Consider the following 18,760-nt stretch of genomic DNA (forward strand, 5'->3'; position numbering starts at 1 on the left):
TTGAGAGACTCGAACGTATCGTATTTTTCATTCTTATTACGGAGAATGAAAACGACACGTCGTTTCAATTTTCAGCTTGTTCCGGATTGTTAAAGAGCAAATATCTCAAACGCGACCCGGCTGCTTACGCAACCCGAACGGTTTTGAGATACTGTATGGAGACACCTTTCACCTGTCACCAAGCAGGTGGCGTCCCCTAGGGGATTCGAACCCCTGTTGCCGCCGTGAAAGGGCGGAGTCCTAACCGCTAGACGAAGGGGACACGATAGTGTCACGACTTCGCAGCCGTCCTGCTCATTACTTTTTATCAGACAATCTGTGTGAGCACTGCGCGGGAAGGTATCTTCAGGTAAGGAGGTGATCCAACCGCAGGTTCCCCTACGGTTACCTTGTTACGACTTCACCCCAGTCATGAATCACAAAGTGGTAAGCGCCCTCCCGAAGGTTAAGCTACCTACTTCTTTTGCAACCCACTCCCATGGTGTGACGGGCGGTGTGTACAAGGCCCGGGAACGTATTCACCGTGGCATTCTGATCCACGATTACTAGCGATTCCGACTTCACGGAGTCGAGTTGCAGACTCCGATCCGGACTACGACGCACTTTGTGAGGTCCGCTTGCTCTCGCGAGGTCGCTTCTCTTTGTATGCGCCATTGTAGCACGTGTGTAGCCCTACTCGTAAGGGCCATGATGACTTGACGTCATCCCCACCTTCCTCCGGTTTATCACCGGCAGTCTCCTTTGAGTTCCCGACCGAATCGCTGGCAACAAAGGATAAGGGTTGCGCTCGTTGCGGGACTTAACCCAACATTTCACAACACGAGCTGACGACAGCCATGCAGCACCTGTCTCACGGTTCCCGAAGGCACTAAGGCATCTCTGCCGAATTCCGTGGATGTCAAGAGTAGGTAAGGTTCTTCGCGTTGCATCGAATTAAACCACATGCTCCACCGCTTGTGCGGGCCCCCGTCAATTCATTTGAGTTTTAACCTTGCGGCCGTACTCCCCAGGCGGTCGACTTAACGCGTTAGCTCCGGAAGCCACTCCTCAAGGGAACAACCTCCAAGTCGACATCGTTTACGGCGTGGACTACCAGGGTATCTAATCCTGTTTGCTCCCCACGCTTTCGCACCTGAGCGTCAGTCTTTGTCCAGGGGGCCGCCTTCGCCACCGGTATTCCTCCAGATCTCTACGCATTTCACCGCTACACCTGGAATTCTACCCCCCTCTACAAGACTCAAGCCTGCCAGTTTCAAATGCAGTTCCCAGGTTAAGCCCGGGGATTTCACATCTGACTTAACAGACCGCCTGCGTGCGCTTTACGCCCAGTAATTCCGATTAACGCTTGCACCCTCCGTATTACCGCGGCTGCTGGCACGGAGTTAGCCGGTGCTTCTTCTGCGGGTAACGTCAATCGACGCGGTTATTAACCGCACCGCCTTCCTCCCCGCTGAAAGTACTTTACAACCCGAAGGCCTTCTTCATACACGCGGCATGGCTGCATCAGGCTTGCGCCCATTGTGCAATATTCCCCACTGCTGCCTCCCGTAGGAGTCTGGACCGTGTCTCAGTTCCAGTGTGGCTGGTCATCCTCTCAGACCAGCTAGGGATCGTCGCCTAGGTGGGCCATTACCCCGCCTACTAGCTAATCCCATCTGGGTTCATCCGATAGTGAGAGGCCCGAAGGTCCCCCTCTTTGGTCTTGCGACGTTATGCGGTATTAGCCACCGTTTCCAGTGGTTATCCCCCTCTATCGGGCAGATCCCCAGACATTACTCACCCGTCCGCCACTCGTCACCCAAGGAGCAAGCTCCTCTGTGCTACCGTCCGACTTGCATGTGTTAGGCCTGCCGCCAGCGTTCAATCTGAGCCATGATCAAACTCTTCAATTTAAGTTTGATTTGCTTAAACAAGTTAAGCGGTGCTCATCTGTAAAACGTCATAATGAATTTCATTATGTGTTCACTCGTGAGGCTTTGATATTTTTTACGTCCTAAGACGCTGATATCAATCCTGCGAGTGCCCACACAGATTGTCTGATAAATTGTTAAAGAGCAGTGCGAACAGTGCGTTAGCGTCCTGTCGCGAGGTGGCGTATATTACGCTTTCCTCCTGCAGAGTCAACCTCTTTCTCAGAAGTTTTTCTCCGGCGGCGCAGTCTCCTGTGCCTCTCAACCCGTTTCCCGTTTCCGGTTTGCCGTGTCAGTGGAGGCGCATTATAGGGAACGGTTCAGATAGCGCAAGTGCAAATTAAGACTTTTTTGCTGTTCGTCTGAAATTTGCACAAAAGCGCCGTTTTAGCCCTGTTTAATGCGTGCTGGCAGCTCTGCGAGGCTATTAATCACCCAGTCTGCTGCAGCTTCACCTTCAGCCGTAACGGGTTTACCGCTACGCACCAGCACTTTGGTGCCTACGCCCGCAGCCTTTCCTGCCAGCATATCTTCCAGTTTGTCGCCCACCATATAAGAAGCAGCCATATCAATATGCAGCTCTTCCTGTGCGGTCAGCAGCATGCCAGGCTGTGGCTTACGGCAATCACATTCCTGACGGAACGCTTCAACTGTTGCTTCGGGATGGTGAGGACAGAAATAAATGCCATCAAGATCGACGTCGCGATCGGCCAGCGACCAGTCCATCCACTCTGTCAGACGCATAAAGGTATCTTCGGTAAACATACCGCGCGCTATGCCAGACTGATTGGTCACGACCACCAGCGCATATCCCATTGCCTTCAGTTGCTGCAGCGCTTCAATTGTGCCGTCAATAAACTGGAAGTCATCGATCTCATGAACATAGCCACTGTCGACATTAAGGGTGCCATCACGATCAAGAAAAATAGCGGGGACTTTATTCGCCACGTAGAAACTCCTGCTGTAAAAATTGCCGATCAGTATCGCATGATTGCTATAAAAGGGAGAATGTCAGATTGAATCACTTCCATTGATTCAGACGTCTGGATGCCTTAACATCCATCCAGCTTTTATAGCGATTAAAAGTGACGAGGCTTCCCACACCACGGACAACGCAACACGATAATTAATAACATAATGATTAAACTAGAAAATATTACTAAGGTGTTTCAGCAGGGCTCGCGGACTATTCCGGCATTAACGGATGTCAGCCTGCACGTGCCTGCCGGACAGATTTATGGCGTTATCGGCGCTTCCGGTGCCGGTAAAAGTACATTGATTCGTTGTGTGAATCTGCTGGAGCGCCCCACTTCAGGCCGCATACTGGTCGACGGAGCCGATCTGACTGCACTTAATGAGCGTCAGTTAACCCAGGCGCGCCGCCAGATTGGCATGATCTTCCAGCACTTTAACCTGATGAACTCACGCACTGTCGCGGGCAACGTTTCTCTGCCACTGGAACTCGGTAATCTCTCCCGCGCCCAGATCAACGCTCGCGTTACTGAGCTGCTGGAACTGGTGGGATTATCCGATAAACATGATGCCTGGCCTGCCAATCTCTCGGGCGGTCAGAAGCAGCGTGTCGCGATTGCCCGTGCGCTGGCCAGCAATCCTAAGGTTCTGCTGTGTGATGAAGCCACCAGCGCACTGGATCCCGCAACAACCCGCTCTATTCTGGAATTGCTGAAAGATATCAACCGCCGGCTTGGACTGACGATTCTCCTGATCACGCATGAGATGGATGTGGTGAAACGCATCTGCGATCAGGTTGCGGTCATCAGTCACGGTGAGCTGATCGAGAAAGATAGCGTCAGTGAAGTGTTCTCACACCCTAAGACGCCGTTAGCACAGCAGTTTATTCAGTCGACTCTGCATCTGGATATTCCGGATGATTACCAGCAGCGTCTTTCAGCCACGGCCGCTGAAGGCACCGTGCCCCTGCTGCGACTGGAGTTCACCGGTAAATCAGTTGATGCGCCGCTGCTTTCCGAAGCGGCCCGCCGTTACAACGTGAATAACAACATTATCAGTGCCCAGATGGATTACGCCGGTGGTGTGAAGTTCGGCATTATGCTGGCCGAAATGCACGGCGCAGAAAGCGATACGCGCGAGGCGATAGCCTGGCTGAAAGAGAATCATGTGAAAGTAGAGGTGCTAGGTTATGTCTGAAGCGATGATGTGGTTGCTGGGACGGGGCGTATGGGAAACGCTGATGATGACCTTCGTCTCAGGCTTTTTCGGTTTTGTACTGGGCCTGCCGGTCGGCGTTTTACTTTATGTCACCCGTCCAGGGCAGATTCTACAGAATCAGGGGCTGTACCGCGTGCTCTCCGCGCTGGTGAATATCTTCCGCTCCATTCCTTTCATTATTTTACTGGTCTGGATGATTCCTTTTACCCGCGTTATCGTTGGCACCTCCATCGGACTGCAGGCAGCCATCGTGCCGCTGACCGTTGGCGCTGCACCGTTTATTGCGCGTATGGTTGAAAATGCCTTGCTGGAACTGCCTACCGGTCTGATTGAAGCATCACGTGCCATGGGCGCTACGCCAATGCAGATCGTCCGTAAGGTCCTGCTGCCGGAAGCGATGCCGGGCCTGGTGAATGCAGCCACCATTACCCTGATTACGCTGGTCGGTTACTCTGCCATGGGTGGCGCAGTGGGTGCCGGTGGTCTGGGTCAGATCGGCTATCAGTATGGTTATATCGGATACAACGCCACGGTGATGAATACGGTATTGGTGTTGTTAGTGGTTTTGGTGTATCTCATTCAATTCTGTGGCGACCGCATCGTGCGTGCAGTGTCCCATAAGTAAGCCAGCAATCTCACATTATTAAGAAGGAAAGGATATGTCTTTCAGATTCAAAAAAATTGCCGCTGTGGGTGCACTGATTGGCGCGATTGCGCTGGCAGGATGCGATCAAAAAGAGAAAGACGCAAACCACATTAAAGTGGGCGTCATTGTCGGTGCTGAGCAGCAGGTTGCTGAAGCCGCACAGAAAGTGGCTAAAGAGAAGTATGGTCTGGACGTTGAGCTGGTCACGTTTAACGACTACGTGCTGCCGAATGAAGCGCTGAGTAAAGGCGATATCGACGTCAACGCCTTCCAGCACAAACCGTATCTGGATCAGCAGATCAAAGATCGTGGTTACAAGCTGGTTTCAGTGGGTAACTCTTTCGTCTACCCAATCGCGGGCTATTCGAAGAAGATCAAGTCACTGGATGAGCTGCAGGATGGCGCACAGGTTGCCATTCCGAATGACCCGACCAACCTGGGTCGTACGCTGCTGCTGCTGCAGAAAGTGGGGCTGATCAAACTGAAAGATGGCGTGGGCTTGCTGCCAACCTCACTGGATATCACTGAGAATCCTAAGCATCTGAAAATCGTTGAGCTGGAAGCACCACAGCTGCCGCGCTCATTAGACGATCAGCAGATCGCACTGGCTGTAATCAATACCACTTACGCCAGCCAGATTGGCCTGACCCCGGCTAAAGATGGCATTTTCGTCGAAGATAAAGATTCACCTTACGTGAACCTGATTGTTGCCCGCGAAGATAATAAAGATGCGGAAAACGTGAAGAAGTTCGTTCAGGCTTACCAGTCTGACGAAGTGAACGAAGCCGCTAACAAAGTCTTTAACGGCGGCGCGGTCAAAGGCTGGTAATTCAGCTATTCATCTCCTTAAGGGCGACGCTATGTCGCCCTTTCTGTTATTGGGTACCCTGCCCGACTTGTTATTTATTCCCGTCCTTGTTTCAATAACGCCACTTTTTGAAACCTGAGGATGTTGCCATGCGTTTTTTACCGCTCTGCTTGTTAGCATTGATGCTGACAGGGTGTGTTCATGAGTATCACCCGATAAGCAGCGCACCGTCCCGGCCGCAGCAATCCAGCCAACCGACCCGCAAACCCGTGGTACGACCGGCCCCGGTTAAGCTTTATACCGATGCCGCCGATCTGGTCAGCAAACCGTTCCGCGATCTGGGTGAAGTCTCCGCTGAAGATTGCCAGATCAGTAATCAGAACTCCCCGGCCAACATCGCCACAGCACGTAAACGTCTGCAGATCAAAGCTTCACAGATGAAAGCCAATGCGGTGCTGCTGCATCAGTGTGAAATCGTTACCGGCACGCCGGGCTGCTATCGTCAGGCCGTCTGCCAGGGTTCAGCGCTGAAAGTCAGCAATCAATGAGTGAATTCGCCTTTGCGCAAATTGGGGTAATCCGTTCACCGTGGAAAGAGAAGTTTGCCGTGCCGCGCCAGCCAGGTCTGGTGCAGGATGGCGGCGGCGAACTTCACCTGCTGCCCCCCTACAATCAGCCGGAAGCCGTTCGCGGGCTGGAAGACTTCAGTCACCTCTGGCTGCTGTTTGTCTTCCATCAGACGATGGCAGGCGGCTGGCGTCCTACGGTTCGCCCTCCCCGGCTGGGCGGCAATGCGCGCATGGGTGTTTTTGCGACACGTTCAACGTTCCGTCCCAATCCCATTGGCATGTCGCTGGTTGAACTGAAAGGGATCAGGATTGAAAAACAGCAGGTAATCCTGCAGCTTGGCAGTCTGGATCTGGTCGATGGCACGCCGGTGGTAGATATCAAACCTTATCTGCCCTTTGCTGAAGCGCTGCCTCATGCGCAGGCCGGGTTTGCTCAGGCGGCACCGGCGGCGGATATGCCGGTTCGCTTCTCCGCGCTGGCCCAGCAACAGCTTCAGCAGCAGTCGCGCTATCCCAATCTCGCACGCTTTATCAGTGAGGTGCTGGCACAGGACCCTCGTCCCGCTTACCGTCAGGGTGAAACACAGGAGCGGGAATATGCGGCCTTGCTGATGGATTTTAATGTACGCTGGCGCATTGACGATGCCGGTACTGAAGTGATCGCTATCGACCTGCGTTAAAACCCGCTTTTGAGCCGGTGATCTCGCTGGTACACTAGCCGCCAGCAAAATTCTGTCTGTGACTTTCCGATCAACTGGAACCGTAATCAATGCGTACTACTCAATATCTGCTCTCTACTCAGAAAGAGACGCCTTCCGACGCTGAAGTGATCAGCCACCAGCTGATGCTGCGCGCCGGTATGATCCGCAAACTGGCTTCTGGCTTGTACACCTGGTTACCGACCGGTGTTCGCGTGCTGAAGAAAGTCGAAAATATCGTGCGCGAAGAGATGAACAACGCGGGCGCGGTTGAGATTTTAATGCCGGTTGTGCAGCCCGCCGACCTGTGGCAGGAGAGCGGTCGCTGGGAGGAGTATGGCCCGGAACTGTTACGTATTGCCGATCGCCACGAGCGTCCTTTTGTGCTGGGTCCGACGCATGAAGAAGTAGTCACTGACCTGATCCGCAATGAGCTGAGCTCTTATAAGCAACTGCCGCTCAACCTGTATCAGATTCAGACCAAATTCCGTGATGAAGTGCGTCCACGCTTTGGCGTGATGCGTTCACGCGAGTTCATCATGAAAGATGCTTACTCATTCCACGTTTCACAGGAATCGCTGCAGGAAACGTATGATGCGATGTATCGAGCCTATAGCCAGATCTTCAGCCGTATGGGCCTGGATTTCCGTGCCGTGCAGGCCGACACCGGCTCTATCGGCGGCAGCGCATCACATGAGTTCCAGGTACTTGCGCAGAGCGGTGAAGATGATGTGATCTTCTCTACCGATTCTGATTACGCCGCCAACATTGAGCTGGCCGAAGCTGTCGCCCCCGCCGGTGAACGTGCCGCGCCGTCGCAGGAGATGCAGCTGGTCGAGACGCCAGACGCAAAAACCATCGCGGAGCTGGTTGAGCAATTCAGTGTGCCTGTTGAAAAGACAGTGAAAACGCTGATTGTTAAAGGTGCTGAAGAGAGCGGTCATGCACTGGTTGCCCTGCTGGTTCGCGGCGATCATCAGCTGAATGAGATCAAAGCAGAGAAATCAGCTATCGTTGCATCACCGCTGGTGTTCGCGACGGAAGAAGAGATTCGTGCTGCTGTAGGAGCTGGTCCGGGTTCCATTGGACCGGTAGGTCTGCAGATGCCAATCATTGCTGACCGTACCGTGGCGAAGATGAGCGACTTCAGCGCCGGTGCCAACGTCGATGGTAAGCATTATTTCGGCATTAACTGGGAGCGCGATCTGCCGCTGGCGAGCGTGGCGGATATCCGTAACGTGGTCGAAGGCGATTTAAGCCCGGATGGCAAAGGTACACTGCAGATTAAACGCGGCATCGAAGTGGGTCACATCTTCCAGCTCGGCACTAAGTATTCTGACGCGCTGAAAGCCTCCGTTCAGGGTGAAGATGGCCGTAATCAGGTGATGAGCATGGGCTGCTACGGCATCGGCATCACCCGCGTGGTTGCCGCAGCCATTGAGCAGAACCATGACGATCGCGGCATCATCTGGCCAGATGCACTGGCACCGTTCGAGGTGGCGATTCTGCCGATGAATATGCAGAAATCGTTCCGCGTTAAAGAGCTGGCGGAAGAGCTGTATGCTACCCTGCGTGCTAAAGGCGTTGAAGTTATCCTGGATGACCGTAAAGAGCGTCCGGGCGTGATGTTCGCAGATATGGAACTGATCGGTGTGCCACACACCATCGTCATCGGCGACCGCAATCTCGACAATCAGGAGATTGAATATAAATCACGTCGCGCCGGTGAGAAGCAGATGATTAAGCAGGATGAAATCGTTGATTTCCTGCTGAAGGCTCTGAATAAGTAAGCTTTGAAGGAACGGTCAGATGCCTCTCCTGAGGGGCGTCTGATAGCTGAAGAGTTTGCCCGGTTGCTTTGAGACCGGGCCTGCCCAGGAAACAAACGCCCCGCCTGCGGGGCGTTTTTTATTGCACCCTGCCGCGCATCGCTTTCGTCGAACTGCGTCGCGCTTTTCCTTCCAGACGCCGCTCTTTCGAGGCGCGGGTTGGGCGCGTGGCGCGCCGGGCTTTTTCGACAGTGCTCAACTCCTGGATCAGATTGACCAGACGCTGCAATGCCGCTTCACGATTCATTTCCTGACTACGATACTCCTGCGCCTTGATCACCACCACGCCCTCACCGGTAATCAGATGATGGCTGGCGGTGAGCAACCGCTCTTTATAAAACGCAGGCAGTGAAGAGGCCGCAATATCGAAGCGCAGATGAATGGCGGTACTGGCTTTGTTGACATGTTGTCCGCCCGCCCCCTGGGCACGAATCGCCGTCAGCTCGATCTCACTCTCCGGAATCTCAACCGAACGGGATAGCATAATCATTAGCGCGCTCCCCACACCTTAATCACGTTGACCTCCGATAACCTGTTCATCAAATTAACCTTTTGTGCTCTGATTCATTCCGTCTCAGACAGCGGAATCTGTCACTTTAGCAGTGATTCGCGCACTGATCCTGCTTTACGCAGGCTGATTTCCTCTAAATGGCTATGATATAGTCGCCAGTTAACCAGAGTATTTACGCTCTGCTGAGGAGGGCCACGTGCAAAATTATTGTGAGTTAGTTCGCCGGAAATATGCCGAAATCGGCAGCGGGGATTTAGGTTACATACCGGATGCGATTGGCTGCGCATTAAAGGCGCTTAATGATATTGCCGCAAATACTGAGCTAAACTCTTCTGTCAGGGAACAGGCGGCTTACGCCGCTGCTAACTTATTGGTGAGCGACTATGTTGATAAATGAAGCGTACCAACCTATCAATTGCGATGATTACGATAATCTGGAGCTCGCCTGCCAGAACCAATGGATGCTGTCGCTGGAAATGAAAGATGGCGAGCAGCTTAAGGCAAAGGCTAAAGAGATCTTCTCACGCAAGAATGTGGAATATCTGGCTATCGATCTTTCCGGTGAGCATCGCGAATTACGTCTCGACCATATCGCCAGCTTTACCCATCCCGAACTGGGTACGGTCGTGGTCAGCGCAGAGTAATCCACGTATTCCGGGCGGGACCTTCCCGCCCTGTTAAACGTCAGGGCTGTAACGAACCGTAGTATGCCGCCAGATCCGCCATATCACTATCGCTTAATCCCGCCACAAACGCCTTCATGACCTCAGCCTGACCGCCACTGCGTTCGCCCTTTTTGTACGCCTGCAGCGCATGCTCCAGATAAGGGGCGTGTTGTCCTGCCAGGTTTGGGTAGAGCGGCACCGCCGCTTTGCCCGCTGCGCCATGACACGCCATGCAACTGGCCGCTTTTTCTGCGCCGCGCTGCGCATCACCCGCCGCCCATGCCGGTAATACGGCGGCCACTAAACAGACGATAAGCCATTGCTTCATTGTTATTGCTCTCCTGAGCGGGATGCCCTGTCCCAGATTATCTGCCAGCCCTGCTGATCACTGGTCGCGCCCGCGTGTGTGACAAAGAGATTCGGCACACAGACCAGCGTCTGGTTATAAAAAATTAACGGCAGCCGTTCTCGCTGCCACGGCGGTATCTGTAATTCCTGCCACAGCTTTTTCATTTCTCTTCCGCCATTGCGGCCCACCAGATGGACCTGACCCTGCGCATGGAAGCGCACGCTGATCTGCTCATCCGGCAGAGGATAGCGCAACAGGCTCTGCGACATGCTGGCACGCAGCGTACCGAGGTTCTGCGGTAATGACAGCGGCTGGCGGATATCGGGCCATGCCAGCTCGGTGTCGCGCAGCGATGTGAATAACGGCAGCCAGTAGAGTTGCTGACGGAAACGACGCAATTCAGCCTGGCCGAAGCGTAGCCGGGGCTGTGCATCTTCCCGGCTCGCCATCACTTCATCGCGAATACGCTTCAGCGCATCCCGCGATGGCATCGCTCCACCCTGTCCGGCGATCCAGCGGCGCAATAACGCGTTAGCGCGCAGCGTGCTCATGTTCATTAAAGGTGGAAAATAGAGGCTGCCGTCAGGCTGGATCAGCTCGGCCAGTTGCCCGGCGAGCAGCTCATCCAGTAACTGCTCCTGCTCACTGCACAATGCAGCACTTCGGGCCGTTGCCTCAGCAAAATGGGGCCAGCGTTGATAAAGCTCAGGCAGCAGCCGCTGGCGAAGGAAGTTACGATCGTAGCGAAGATCCTGATTACTTTCGTCGTCTATCCACACCAGCTGATGGACGTCGGCATAAGCTTCCAGCGACTGTCGCGACTGATTCAGCAGCGGACGCACCAGCTGATGCGTACCCAGCATGCGCGATGAAGGCATTGCCGCCAGCCCGGCCGGACCACTGCCGCGCTTCAGCGCCAGCAGAAAGGTTTCACACTGATCGTCGAGGTGCTGCGCGGTAAGCAATATCTCGCCCGGCTTGAGCGCGGCGCTCAGCGCCTGATAACGTGCGGTGCGGGCAGCTGCTTCAATCCCATTTTCCCTGCCATCCACCGTCACGCGCAGCACGTCACATCTCAGCTGCCACTGTTCGCATATCGTCTGGCAATGGGCGGCCCATGCATCGGCATTTGGGCTGAGACCGTGATGTACATGCAACGCCCGCAGGTGCGACTGAGGATGCTGCTGCTGCCAGCCGAGAAGCTGATGCAGCAGCACCGTTGAATCAAGTCCGCCGCTGAACGCAACCACCAGCGCGGCATCGGGTTGCAACAGGGCGTCAAAAGCGGGCAAAGGCATGGCAGAATCCGGATAATCGGGCGACCGAATGTCGCCCGCTGAGCGCGCTATTTTACGCCTGATAAAGCTCCAGCGGCAAACCATCCGGATCGGCAAAGAACGTACACTGTTTACCGGTCAGTTCATCGATGCGAATCGGCTCGCAGACCACGCCTTTATCAGCCAGCGTCGCAACGGCAGCGGCCACATCCGGCACGGTAAAGGCCAGATGGCGCAGGCCACACGCCTCGGGATGACTGACGCGTACCGGCGGCGCGGGAAAAGAGAACAGCTCAATGGTATAGCGATCCTGTAAGGCCAGATCCCCTTTCCAGGAGTCGCGCGCCTCGCGGTAAACTTCGCCCATCAGACGAAAGCCCAGCACGTCGCAATAGAACGCTTTGCTGCGCTGATAGTCGGAGGCGATGATGGCGATGTGATGAATAGCGGTTAACTGTAACATAGTGAATTTCCTGATTGGGGCAGGCTGTCCGCAGACCGCCTGCCGCTGATAGTCATTTAAAGGATTACGCGAGGTCGTTTTTCAGTACGCGGACGCGATACTCGCCCTCTTCCGTCAGGCTGGCACCGTGAATATCGGTTTCGAATCCCGGGTAGTGCCGGCCGATGCTACACAGCATCAGCAGAAAATCGAGCACCGCACGGCTCTTTTCGGTAATCATCTCGCCCGGCATTACCAGAGGAACGCCCGGCGGATAAGGCAGGATCATGTTGGCCGACACCCGCCCGACCAGTTCGCTGAGGTCCACCGTTTCGATGTTGCCCTTCACCTGCTGCTGAAAAGCCTGATGCGGCGTCATCTTCATTTCGGGCAGGACATCAAACGCCTGCAGCATCAGACGCGGCAGATCGTGATGGCGGATCAGCTGATGGATCCCCTGCGCCAGCGTCTGGATGCGCATATTGCGATAGAAGTCGGGATCTTCAGCGTAGAGATCCGGCAGCATGTTTTTCACGCGCAGATTGAGATCATAGGCGCGTTTAAACTCAGTCAGACCGCGCAGCACGCTCATCGCTTTGGTTTTGTCGATGCCGATGCTGAACAGGAATAGCAGGTTATAGGGGCCGGTCTTCTCCACTACAATGCCGCGCTCATCGAGAAACTTCGCCACCAGCGCGGCCGGGATCCCCTCTTCCGCCATTTCACCCAGCTCACTCATGCCTGGCGTCAGGATAGTGACTTTGATCGGATCGAGGTACATGTGATCGCGATCGGCCTGCGTAAATCCATGCCACTCTTCTTCGCCGGGCTGGATCGCCCAGCATTGCGCTTCATCGATCTGTTCCGGCTGCCAGATATCGAAGAACCAGCTGTCAGACTCTTCGCGCAGGCGCTGGATTTCCCGACGGAAATGCAAGGCGCGTTCCACCGAGCGATTGATTAACCGCTTACCGGGGTTACCGCGCAGCATGGCGGCGGCAGTTTCAATTGAGGAGACGATGGCGTAATTGGGCGAGGTGGTGGTGTGCATCATGTAGGCTTCGTTAAACGTCTGTTCGTCGTAGTCGCCTTTAATGTGAATCATGGAGGCCTGCGAGAACGCCGCCAGCAGTTTGTGGGTCGACTGCGTCTCGTATACGACCTTGCCCGGAATACGATCGCCACTCATGCCGCTTTTACCGGCATAAATCGGATGGAAATTGGTATATGGCACCCAGGCCGAATCGAAATGAATCGACGGCACATCCAGCGTCTCTTTGATGTACTGGGTGTTGTAGAGCAGCCCATCGTAAGTGGAGTTGGTGATCACCGCATGCACCGGCCAGGTCGCGCGATCGGTGGTCGCGACCTTCTGCGTAATGCTCTCGCGGGTGAACTCGTGCTTCGGGATACCGCCGAGAATCCCCAGCGCATTGCGGGTCGGCTTCAGCCAGATCGGGATCAGATCGCTCATCATCAGCAGATGAGTCAGAGACTTGTGGCAGTTGCGATCGATCAATACGGTGCTGCCCGCCGGTGCCGCATACATGCCGACAATTTTATTCGAGGTCGAGGTGCCATTGGTCACCATGTAACTCTGCTCGGCGCCAAACGTGCGTGCGATGTACTCTTCCGCTTCAAGGTGCGGGCCAGTGTGATCCAGCAGCGAACCCAGCTCGGTCACTGAAATAGAGATGTCCGACTTCAGCGTATTGGCCCCGAAGAAATCGTAGAACAGGCAACCTACCGGGCTCTTCTGAAATGCGGTGCCCGCCATATGGCCTGGCGTGCAGAAGGTGTACTTGCCCTCTTTCACATAGGTGAACAGCGCTTTAGTCAGCGGCGGCGTGATGTGGTCAAGATAGTCATCGGTATACTGCCGGATATGCAGCGCGATATCGTCGGCGGCATTCAGCGCATATTCAAAAAAGTGCAGTGGCATGCGCATCTCATTGATGCTGATGTCCATCTGTGAGTGGGTATTGATAAAGGCATACAGCGGCAGGTATTCGTTGAGCTGGTTAATCTCGCCGCACAGTTCCGGACTGTTGTGCGCGTCCCAGTCGAAAATCACGCCGCTGATTCGCGGATTGTGTTCGATCAGCTTCAGCAGATCGTCACTGTTTTTCGGGTAAAGCAGCTGGAAGCCTTGCAGATTTAACGCCGCGTCGAGTTCGCGTAACGGTTCATCTTTATAAAACACGCCGTGCGCGCCCATGATCGCCAGAATATTCAATGCCCCTCTCCCTGATTGTTGTGGAACCGGACAAGCATAACCGCTAACTCAGGGAAGGTGTAGCAAGGGGACGATCAGATGAGGCTGAAAGGCGTCAGACCGCGTGCGGGGGCTGAACTGGCGGCATAAAAAAAGCGGACCGGAGTCCGCTTTTATGGATGAGCTAAAATCAGGCGTAGCCGTAGCTCATCAGACGCTGATAACGACGATCCAGCAGCTCTTCGGTGGTTAATCCATCGAGGTCGGCCAGGTCAGCCAGCAGCTGCTGCTTGAGTGACTGCGCCATATCCACCGGACGGCGATGTGCGCCACCCAGCGGCTCAGGGATCACGGAGTCAATCAGCTTCAGCTCTTTCAGACGATGCGCGGTAATGCCCATCGCTTCGGCGGCCAGCGGCGCTTTGTCAGCGCTTTTCCACAGAATGGAGGCGCAACCTTCTGGTGAGATCACTGAATAGGTGCTGTACTGCAGCATATTCACTTTATCACCCACGCCAATCGCCAGCGCGCCACCTGAACCGCCTTCACCGATGACCGTACAGATCACCGGCACTTTCAGGCCAGACATTTCACGCAGGTTGCGGGCAATCGCTTCAGACTGCCCACGCTCTTCCGCGCCCACGCCCGGATAAGCACCCGGTGTGTCGATGAAGGTGATGATTGGCATTTTGAAACGTTCAGCCATCTCCATCAGGCGCAGCGCTTTACGATAGCCTTCCGGTGCAGGCATGCCGAAGTTACGGCGAATCTTCTCTTTAGTTTCACGGCCTTTCTGGTGCCCGATGATCATCACCGGACGTCCATCAAGACGCGCAATCCCGCCGACAATCGCTTTGTCATCCGCATAAGCACGGTCGCCCGCCAGCTCATCGAAATCGTCGAAAGCGTTGCGAACGTAGTCAAAGGTGTAAGGACGTAAAGGATGGCGTGCCAGTTGGGCAATCTGCCATGCGCCCAAATCGGCGAAGATTTTACGGGTCAGCTCAACGCTTTTCTCACGCAGACGCTGAACTTCTTCATCCAGATTAACGTGTTTATCATCCTGACGACCAATTGAGGTCAGCGAATCAATCTTCGCTTCCAGTTCTGCAATTGGCTGTTCAAAATCCAGGTAATTAAGACTCATAATGTTCCTGTTCTAGTCAAACTCCAGTTCCACCTGCTCCGATCCAATCAACGAGCGCAGATCGTTAAGTAAACGATCGCTGGGCGAAATACGCCACGCTGCACCAAAGCGCAGCTTCGCTCGCGCGTCGGCTCTCTCATAATAGAGATGCACCGGAATAGTCCCTGATCGATGGGGTTCCAGGGACTGACGGAGTCGGTTTAATAGCTGGTCATCAATTTGCCTGTCCGTCAGCGAGATAGCAAGTCCGCGCGCGTATTTTTCGCGAGCTTCGTCGATGTCCATGACTTCACGCGCGGTCATTTTAAGCCCACCACTGAAGTCATCAAAGCTGACCTGTCCGCTGACGATCAGGATTCGGTCTTTCTCCAGCAACTGCTGGTATTTATCTAACGCATCGGTAAATAACATCACCTCAAGACGACCGGAGCGATCGTCCAGAGTACAGATACCAATTCGGTTGCCGCGTTTGGTCACCATTACCCGCGCGGCGATCACCAGACCGGCCGCCACGGTAATTTTACCCCGATCGGTAGGATGCATATCTTTCAGCCGCACCCCGCCAACGTAACGCTCAATTTCTTTCAGATACTGATTAATCGGGTGGCCGGTCAGGTATAACCCCAGCGTTTCCCGTTCACCATCCAGCTGCACCTGCTCAGGCCACGGCGTGACGCTGGCGTATGATTTCTCCACCTGCTCTGGCTCTTCTGCCAGCACGCCAAACATATCCGCCTGACCAATCGCTTCCGCTTTCGCGTGCTGATCGGCCGCTTTCAGCGCGTCGCTGAGTGCACTCATCAGCGCGGCGCGGTGCGGTCCGAGGCGATCAAAGGCCCCGGACATGATCAGTTTCTCCATCACCCGACGGTTGATCTTTTTGGTGTCGGTACGGGCGCAGAGATCAAACAGTTCGCGGAAATAGCCGCCTTCGTTACGGGCGTCGATGATCGCTTCGATCGGACCTTCGCCCACGCCTTTGATCGCGCCTATGCCGTACACGATCTCGCCCGCTTCGTTAACGTGGAACGGATAGAGACCGGAGTTAATATCGGGCGGCAGGACCTTCAGCCCCATCCGCCAGCACTCATCGACCAGGCCGACCACTTTCTCGGTGTTATCCATATCGGCGGTCATCACCGCCGCCATAAACTCAGCCGGATAGTGCGCTTTCAGCCACAGCGTCTGATAGGAGACCAGTGCGTAGGCCGCAGAGTGTGACTTGTTAAAGCCATAACCTGCAAATTTTTCCACCAGATCGAAGATCTTCATCGACAGTTCGCCGTCGATGCCCATGCTTTCGGCACCGTCGCGGAAAACTGAACGCTGCTTAGCCATCTCCTCGGGTTTCTTTTTACCCATGGCGCGACGCAGCATATCTGCACCGCCCAGAGTGTAACCGGACAGGACCTGGGCGATCTGCATCACCTGTTCCTGATAGAGGATGATGCCGTACGTTGGCTCCAGCACTGGCTTCAGGCTCTCGTGCTGCCACTGGATATCGGGATAGGAGATCGCTTCACGGCCATGCTTACGGTCGATGAAGTTATCTACCATGCCGGACTGCAGAGGACCAGGGCGGAACAGCGCCACCAGTGCGATCATATCTTCGAAGCAGTCGGGCTTAAGACGCTTAATCAGATCTTTCATGCCGCGCGATTCAAGCTGGAATACCGCGGTGGTTTCCGAGCGCTGCAGCATATCGAAGCTTTTCTTGTCATCCAGCGGGATCGCGGCGATATCGATCGGCTCCAGTCCCTCTTTTTTCCGGCGCGGGTTGATCATCTTCAGTGCCCAGTCGATGATGGTCAGCGTTCGCAGTCCCAGGAAGTCGAACTTCACCAGGCCGGCATATTCCACATCATTTTTATCGAACTGGGTGACCGGGAACTGGCCGTGCTCATCGCAATAGAGCGGCGCAAAATCGGTGATCTTCGTTGGCGCAATGACCACGCCACCCGCATGCTTACCGGCGTTACGCGTAACCCCTTCCAGCTTGCGCGCCATGTCGATCAGCGCTTTAACCTCTTCATCTGCGTCATACATCGCAGGAAGTTGTGGTTCAGCAATAAACGCTTTTTCCAGCGTCATGCCGGGATCGGGCGGGATCAGTTTTGAAATACGGTCAACAAAGCCGTAAGGATGCCCCAGCACGCGACCCACATCGCGGATAACCGCTTTCGCCGCCATGGTACCGAAGGTAATAATCTGGGAAACTGCTTCACGACCGTACATATCGGCGACGTGTTCAATCACCTGATCGCGTTTCTCCATGCAGAAGTCGACGTCAAAGTCGGGCATCGAAACACGTTCCGGGTTCAGGAAGCGTTCAAACAGCAGGTCAAATTCCAGCGGATCGATATCGGTGATTTTCAGCGCATAGGCCACCAGCGAACCCGCACCCGAACCACGGCCCGGTCCGACCGGCACACCGTTATCTTTGGACCACTGGATGAACTCCATTACGATCAGGAAGTAGCCGGGGAATCCCATCTGGTTGATAACGTTGAGTTCAATTTCCAGACGCTCATCATATTCCGGGCGTTTTTCCGCGCGCTCAGCCTCGTCCGGGAAGAGGAACACCAGACGTTCTTCCAGTCCCTCACGGGATTTCACCACCAGATAATCTTCAGTGGTCATATCGCCGGTCGGGAACTGCGGCAGGAAGTACTCACCGAGCCGCACAGTCACGTTACAACGCTTAGCAATCTCTACGCTGTTTTCCAGCGCTTCCGGGATGTCCGAGAATAGCTCGCACATCTCCTCTTCGCTGCGCATATATTGCTGAGGACTGTAGTTGCGCGGGCGCTTGGGATCGTCCAGCGTATAGCCGTCGTGAATGGCAACGCGAATTTCGTGCGCATCGAAATCTTCTGCGTTGATAAAGCAGACTTCATTGGTGGCGACGACCGGAATGCCCTCGGCAATCGCCAGTTCAACGGCGGCATGCAGATAGCTCTCTTCGTCCTGACGACCGGTGCGGATCAGTTCCAGATAGTAGCGATCGGGGAAATGCTGCTGGTAAAACGACAGACACTGCGAAACCAGGGCATTGTTGCCACGCAACAGGCTGCGGCCCACGTCGCCACGTCGCCCGCCCGACAGCAGAATTAACCCTTCCTGCAGTTCAATCAGCCAGTCGCGATCGATGATCGGTCCGTCCACACCATAACCACGCTGATAAGCGCGGGAGATCAACAGCGTCAGGTTCTGGTATCCGGTATCACTGGACGCCAGCACGGTCAGCTGGGTCAGCTCATCTCCCATCAGCTCACTGGCAACGTTAAAATCGGCACCAATGACCGGCTTTATCCCTGCGCTGTGTGCGCCACCGTAAAATTTCACCAGACCACACAGGTTAGTGAAGTCGGTAATCGCGATAGCAGGCATGCCAAGGGCAGCCGCCTTCTTGATCAACGGCCCGGTTTTCGCCAGGCCATCAACCATCGAATAGTCACTATGGACACGCAGATGTATAAAACGGGGTTCAGCCATATCAGTTTC

General features: G+C 54.7%; 16 protein-coding genes, 1 tRNA gene and 1 rRNA gene. 8 read left to right on the forward strand and 10 right to left on the reverse strand.

Translation table 11 applies throughout. The features are described from left to right. Positions 1-187: 187 nt before the first annotated feature. From IV493_RS14170 to gmhB, 3 genes are all read right to left on the reverse strand, one after another. Positions 188-262 (reverse strand) — tRNA-Glu (locus IV493_RS14170). An 88-nt stretch (positions 263-350) separates the two neighbouring features. Then, positions 351-1,892 (reverse strand): 16S ribosomal RNA (locus IV493_RS14175). Between the two features lie 405 nt (positions 1,893-2,297). Beyond that, positions 2,298-2,858 (reverse strand): D-glycero-beta-D-manno-heptose 1,7-bisphosphate 7-phosphatase, encoded by a 561-nt coding sequence (gmhB, locus tag IV493_RS14180; RefSeq protein WP_195857321.1) that lies wholly within the window; start codon positions 2,856-2,858, stop codon positions 2,298-2,300. A gap of 189 nt (positions 2,859-3,047) precedes the next feature. Here gmhB and metN point away from each other — a divergent pair, with 189 nt between their 5' ends. From metN to proS, 6 genes are all read left to right on the forward strand, one after another. Then, positions 3,048-4,079, forward strand: a complete 1,032-nt coding sequence (metN, locus tag IV493_RS14185) for a methionine ABC transporter ATP-binding protein MetN (RefSeq protein WP_195857322.1) — start codon at positions 3,048-3,050, stop codon at positions 4,077-4,079. After that, positions 4,072-4,725, forward strand: coding sequence for a methionine ABC transporter permease MetI (locus tag IV493_RS14190; protein ID WP_009091958.1), 654 nt, complete (start codon positions 4,072-4,074; stop codon positions 4,723-4,725). The genes metN and IV493_RS14190 overlap by 8 nt, the downstream gene beginning before the upstream one ends. Before the next feature lie 34 nt (positions 4,726-4,759). Beyond that, a complete protein-coding gene (locus IV493_RS14195; RefSeq protein WP_013356861.1) occupies positions 4,760-5,575 on the forward strand; it encodes a MetQ/NlpA family lipoprotein in 816 nt (271 codons plus the stop codon). A gap of 128 nt (positions 5,576-5,703) precedes the next feature. Continuing rightward, positions 5,704-6,102 (forward strand): Rcs stress response system protein RcsF, encoded by a 399-nt coding sequence (gene rcsF, locus IV493_RS14200; RefSeq protein ID WP_013356860.1) that lies wholly within the window; start codon positions 5,704-5,706, stop codon positions 6,100-6,102. After that, positions 6,099-6,803 carry a tRNA (N6-threonylcarbamoyladenosine(37)-N6)-methyltransferase TrmO gene (gene tsaA, locus IV493_RS14205; protein WP_195857323.1) on the forward strand — a complete coding sequence of 235 codons (705 nt, stop codon included), beginning with the start codon at positions 6,099-6,101 and terminating at the stop codon, positions 6,801-6,803. Before rcsF ends, tsaA begins: the two co-directional genes overlap by 4 nt. A gap of 89 nt (positions 6,804-6,892) precedes the next feature. Next, positions 6,893-8,611, forward strand: a complete 1,719-nt coding sequence (proS, locus tag IV493_RS14210; protein ID WP_013356858.1) for a proline--tRNA ligase — start codon at positions 6,893-6,895, stop codon at positions 8,609-8,611. 118 nt (positions 8,612-8,729) lie between these two features. Here the strand turns inward: proS and arfB are convergent, their stop codons facing one another. Next, positions 8,730-9,140 (reverse strand): alternative ribosome rescue aminoacyl-tRNA hydrolase ArfB, encoded by a 411-nt coding sequence (gene arfB, locus IV493_RS14215; RefSeq protein WP_095707659.1) that lies wholly within the window; start codon positions 9,138-9,140, stop codon positions 8,730-8,732. A 217-nt stretch (positions 9,141-9,357) separates the two neighbouring features. Between arfB and IV493_RS14220 the strand changes: the two genes are divergently transcribed. Both IV493_RS14220 and rof read left to right on the forward strand, forming a co-directional pair. Continuing rightward, complete coding sequence (locus IV493_RS14220; protein ID WP_003852623.1) at positions 9,358-9,558, forward strand: YaeP family protein; 201 nt, start codon at positions 9,358-9,360, stop codon at positions 9,556-9,558. Further along, complete coding sequence (gene rof, locus IV493_RS14225) at positions 9,545-9,805, forward strand: Rho-binding antiterminator (protein ID WP_013356856.1); 261 nt, start codon at positions 9,545-9,547, stop codon at positions 9,803-9,805. The genes IV493_RS14220 and rof overlap by 14 nt, the downstream gene beginning before the upstream one ends. A 40-nt stretch (positions 9,806-9,845) precedes the next feature. Here the strand turns inward: rof and IV493_RS14230 are convergent, their stop codons facing one another. From IV493_RS14230 to dnaE, 6 genes are all read right to left on the reverse strand, one after another. Continuing rightward, positions 9,846-10,154 carry a cytochrome c gene (locus IV493_RS14230; protein ID WP_013356855.1) on the reverse strand — a complete coding sequence of 103 codons (309 nt, stop codon included), beginning with the start codon at positions 10,152-10,154 and terminating at the stop codon, positions 9,846-9,848. Between the two features lie 2 nt (positions 10,155-10,156). After that, positions 10,157-11,473 (reverse strand): tRNA lysidine(34) synthetase TilS, encoded by a 1,317-nt coding sequence (gene tilS / locus IV493_RS14235; protein WP_041456650.1) that lies wholly within the window; start codon positions 11,471-11,473, stop codon positions 10,157-10,159. Between the two features lie 52 nt (positions 11,474-11,525). Continuing rightward, a complete protein-coding gene (locus tag IV493_RS14240) occupies positions 11,526-11,915 on the reverse strand; it encodes a VOC family protein (protein WP_195857324.1) in 390 nt (129 codons plus the stop codon). Between the two features lie 64 nt (positions 11,916-11,979). Beyond that, positions 11,980-14,130 carry a lysine decarboxylase LdcC gene (locus IV493_RS14245; protein WP_033731640.1) on the reverse strand — a complete coding sequence of 717 codons (2,151 nt, stop codon included), beginning with the start codon at positions 14,128-14,130 and terminating at the stop codon, positions 11,980-11,982. 169 nt (positions 14,131-14,299) lie between these two features. After that, positions 14,300-15,256 (reverse strand): acetyl-CoA carboxylase carboxyl transferase subunit alpha, encoded by a 957-nt coding sequence (accA, locus tag IV493_RS14250; protein ID WP_013356851.1) that lies wholly within the window; start codon positions 15,254-15,256, stop codon positions 14,300-14,302. Positions 15,257-15,268: 12 nt separating this feature from the next. Next, positions 15,269-18,751, reverse strand: coding sequence for a DNA polymerase III subunit alpha (dnaE, locus tag IV493_RS14255; RefSeq protein WP_195857325.1), 3,483 nt, complete (start codon positions 18,749-18,751; stop codon positions 15,269-15,271). Between the last annotated feature and the right edge of the window lie 9 nt (positions 18,752-18,760).

Source organism: Pantoea sp. SM3640, from assembly GCF_015654165.1.
Taxonomy (GTDB): Bacteria; Pseudomonadota; Gammaproteobacteria; order Enterobacterales; family Enterobacteriaceae; genus Pantoea; species Pantoea vagans.

Coding starts and splice junctions, on each gene's coding strand:
- metN (WP_195857322.1), top strand. CDS start 3,048: ATGATTAAACTAGAAAATATTACTAAGGTGTTTCAGCAGGGCTCGCGG.
- IV493_RS14190 (WP_009091958.1), top strand. CDS start 4,072: ATGTCTGAAGCGATGATGTGGTTGCTGGGACGGGGCGTATGGGAAACG.
- IV493_RS14195 (WP_013356861.1), top strand. CDS start 4,760: ATGTCTTTCAGATTCAAAAAAATTGCCGCTGTGGGTGCACTGATTGGC.
- rcsF (WP_013356860.1), top strand. CDS start 5,704: ATGCGTTTTTTACCGCTCTGCTTGTTAGCATTGATGCTGACAGGGTGT.
- tsaA (WP_195857323.1), top strand. CDS start 6,099: ATGAGTGAATTCGCCTTTGCGCAAATTGGGGTAATCCGTTCACCGTGG.
- proS (WP_013356858.1), top strand. CDS start 6,893: ATGCGTACTACTCAATATCTGCTCTCTACTCAGAAAGAGACGCCTTCC.
- arfB (WP_095707659.1), bottom strand. CDS start 9,140: ATGATTATGCTATCCCGTTCGGTTGAGATTCCGGAGAGTGAGATCGAG.
- rof (WP_013356856.1), top strand. CDS start 9,545: ATGTTGATAAATGAAGCGTACCAACCTATCAATTGCGATGATTACGAT.
- IV493_RS14230 (WP_013356855.1), bottom strand. CDS start 10,154: ATGAAGCAATGGCTTATCGTCTGTTTAGTGGCCGCCGTATTACCGGCA.
- tilS (WP_041456650.1), bottom strand. CDS start 11,473: ATGCCTTTGCCCGCTTTTGACGCCCTGTTGCAACCCGATGCCGCGCTG.
- IV493_RS14240 (WP_195857324.1), bottom strand. CDS start 11,915: ATGTTACAGTTAACCGCTATTCATCACATCGCCATCATCGCCTCCGAC.
- accA (WP_013356851.1), bottom strand. CDS start 15,256: ATGAGTCTTAATTACCTGGATTTTGAACAGCCAATTGCAGAACTGGAA.
- dnaE (WP_195857325.1), bottom strand. CDS start 18,751: ATGGCTGAACCCCGTTTTATACATCTGCGTGTCCATAGTGACTATTCG.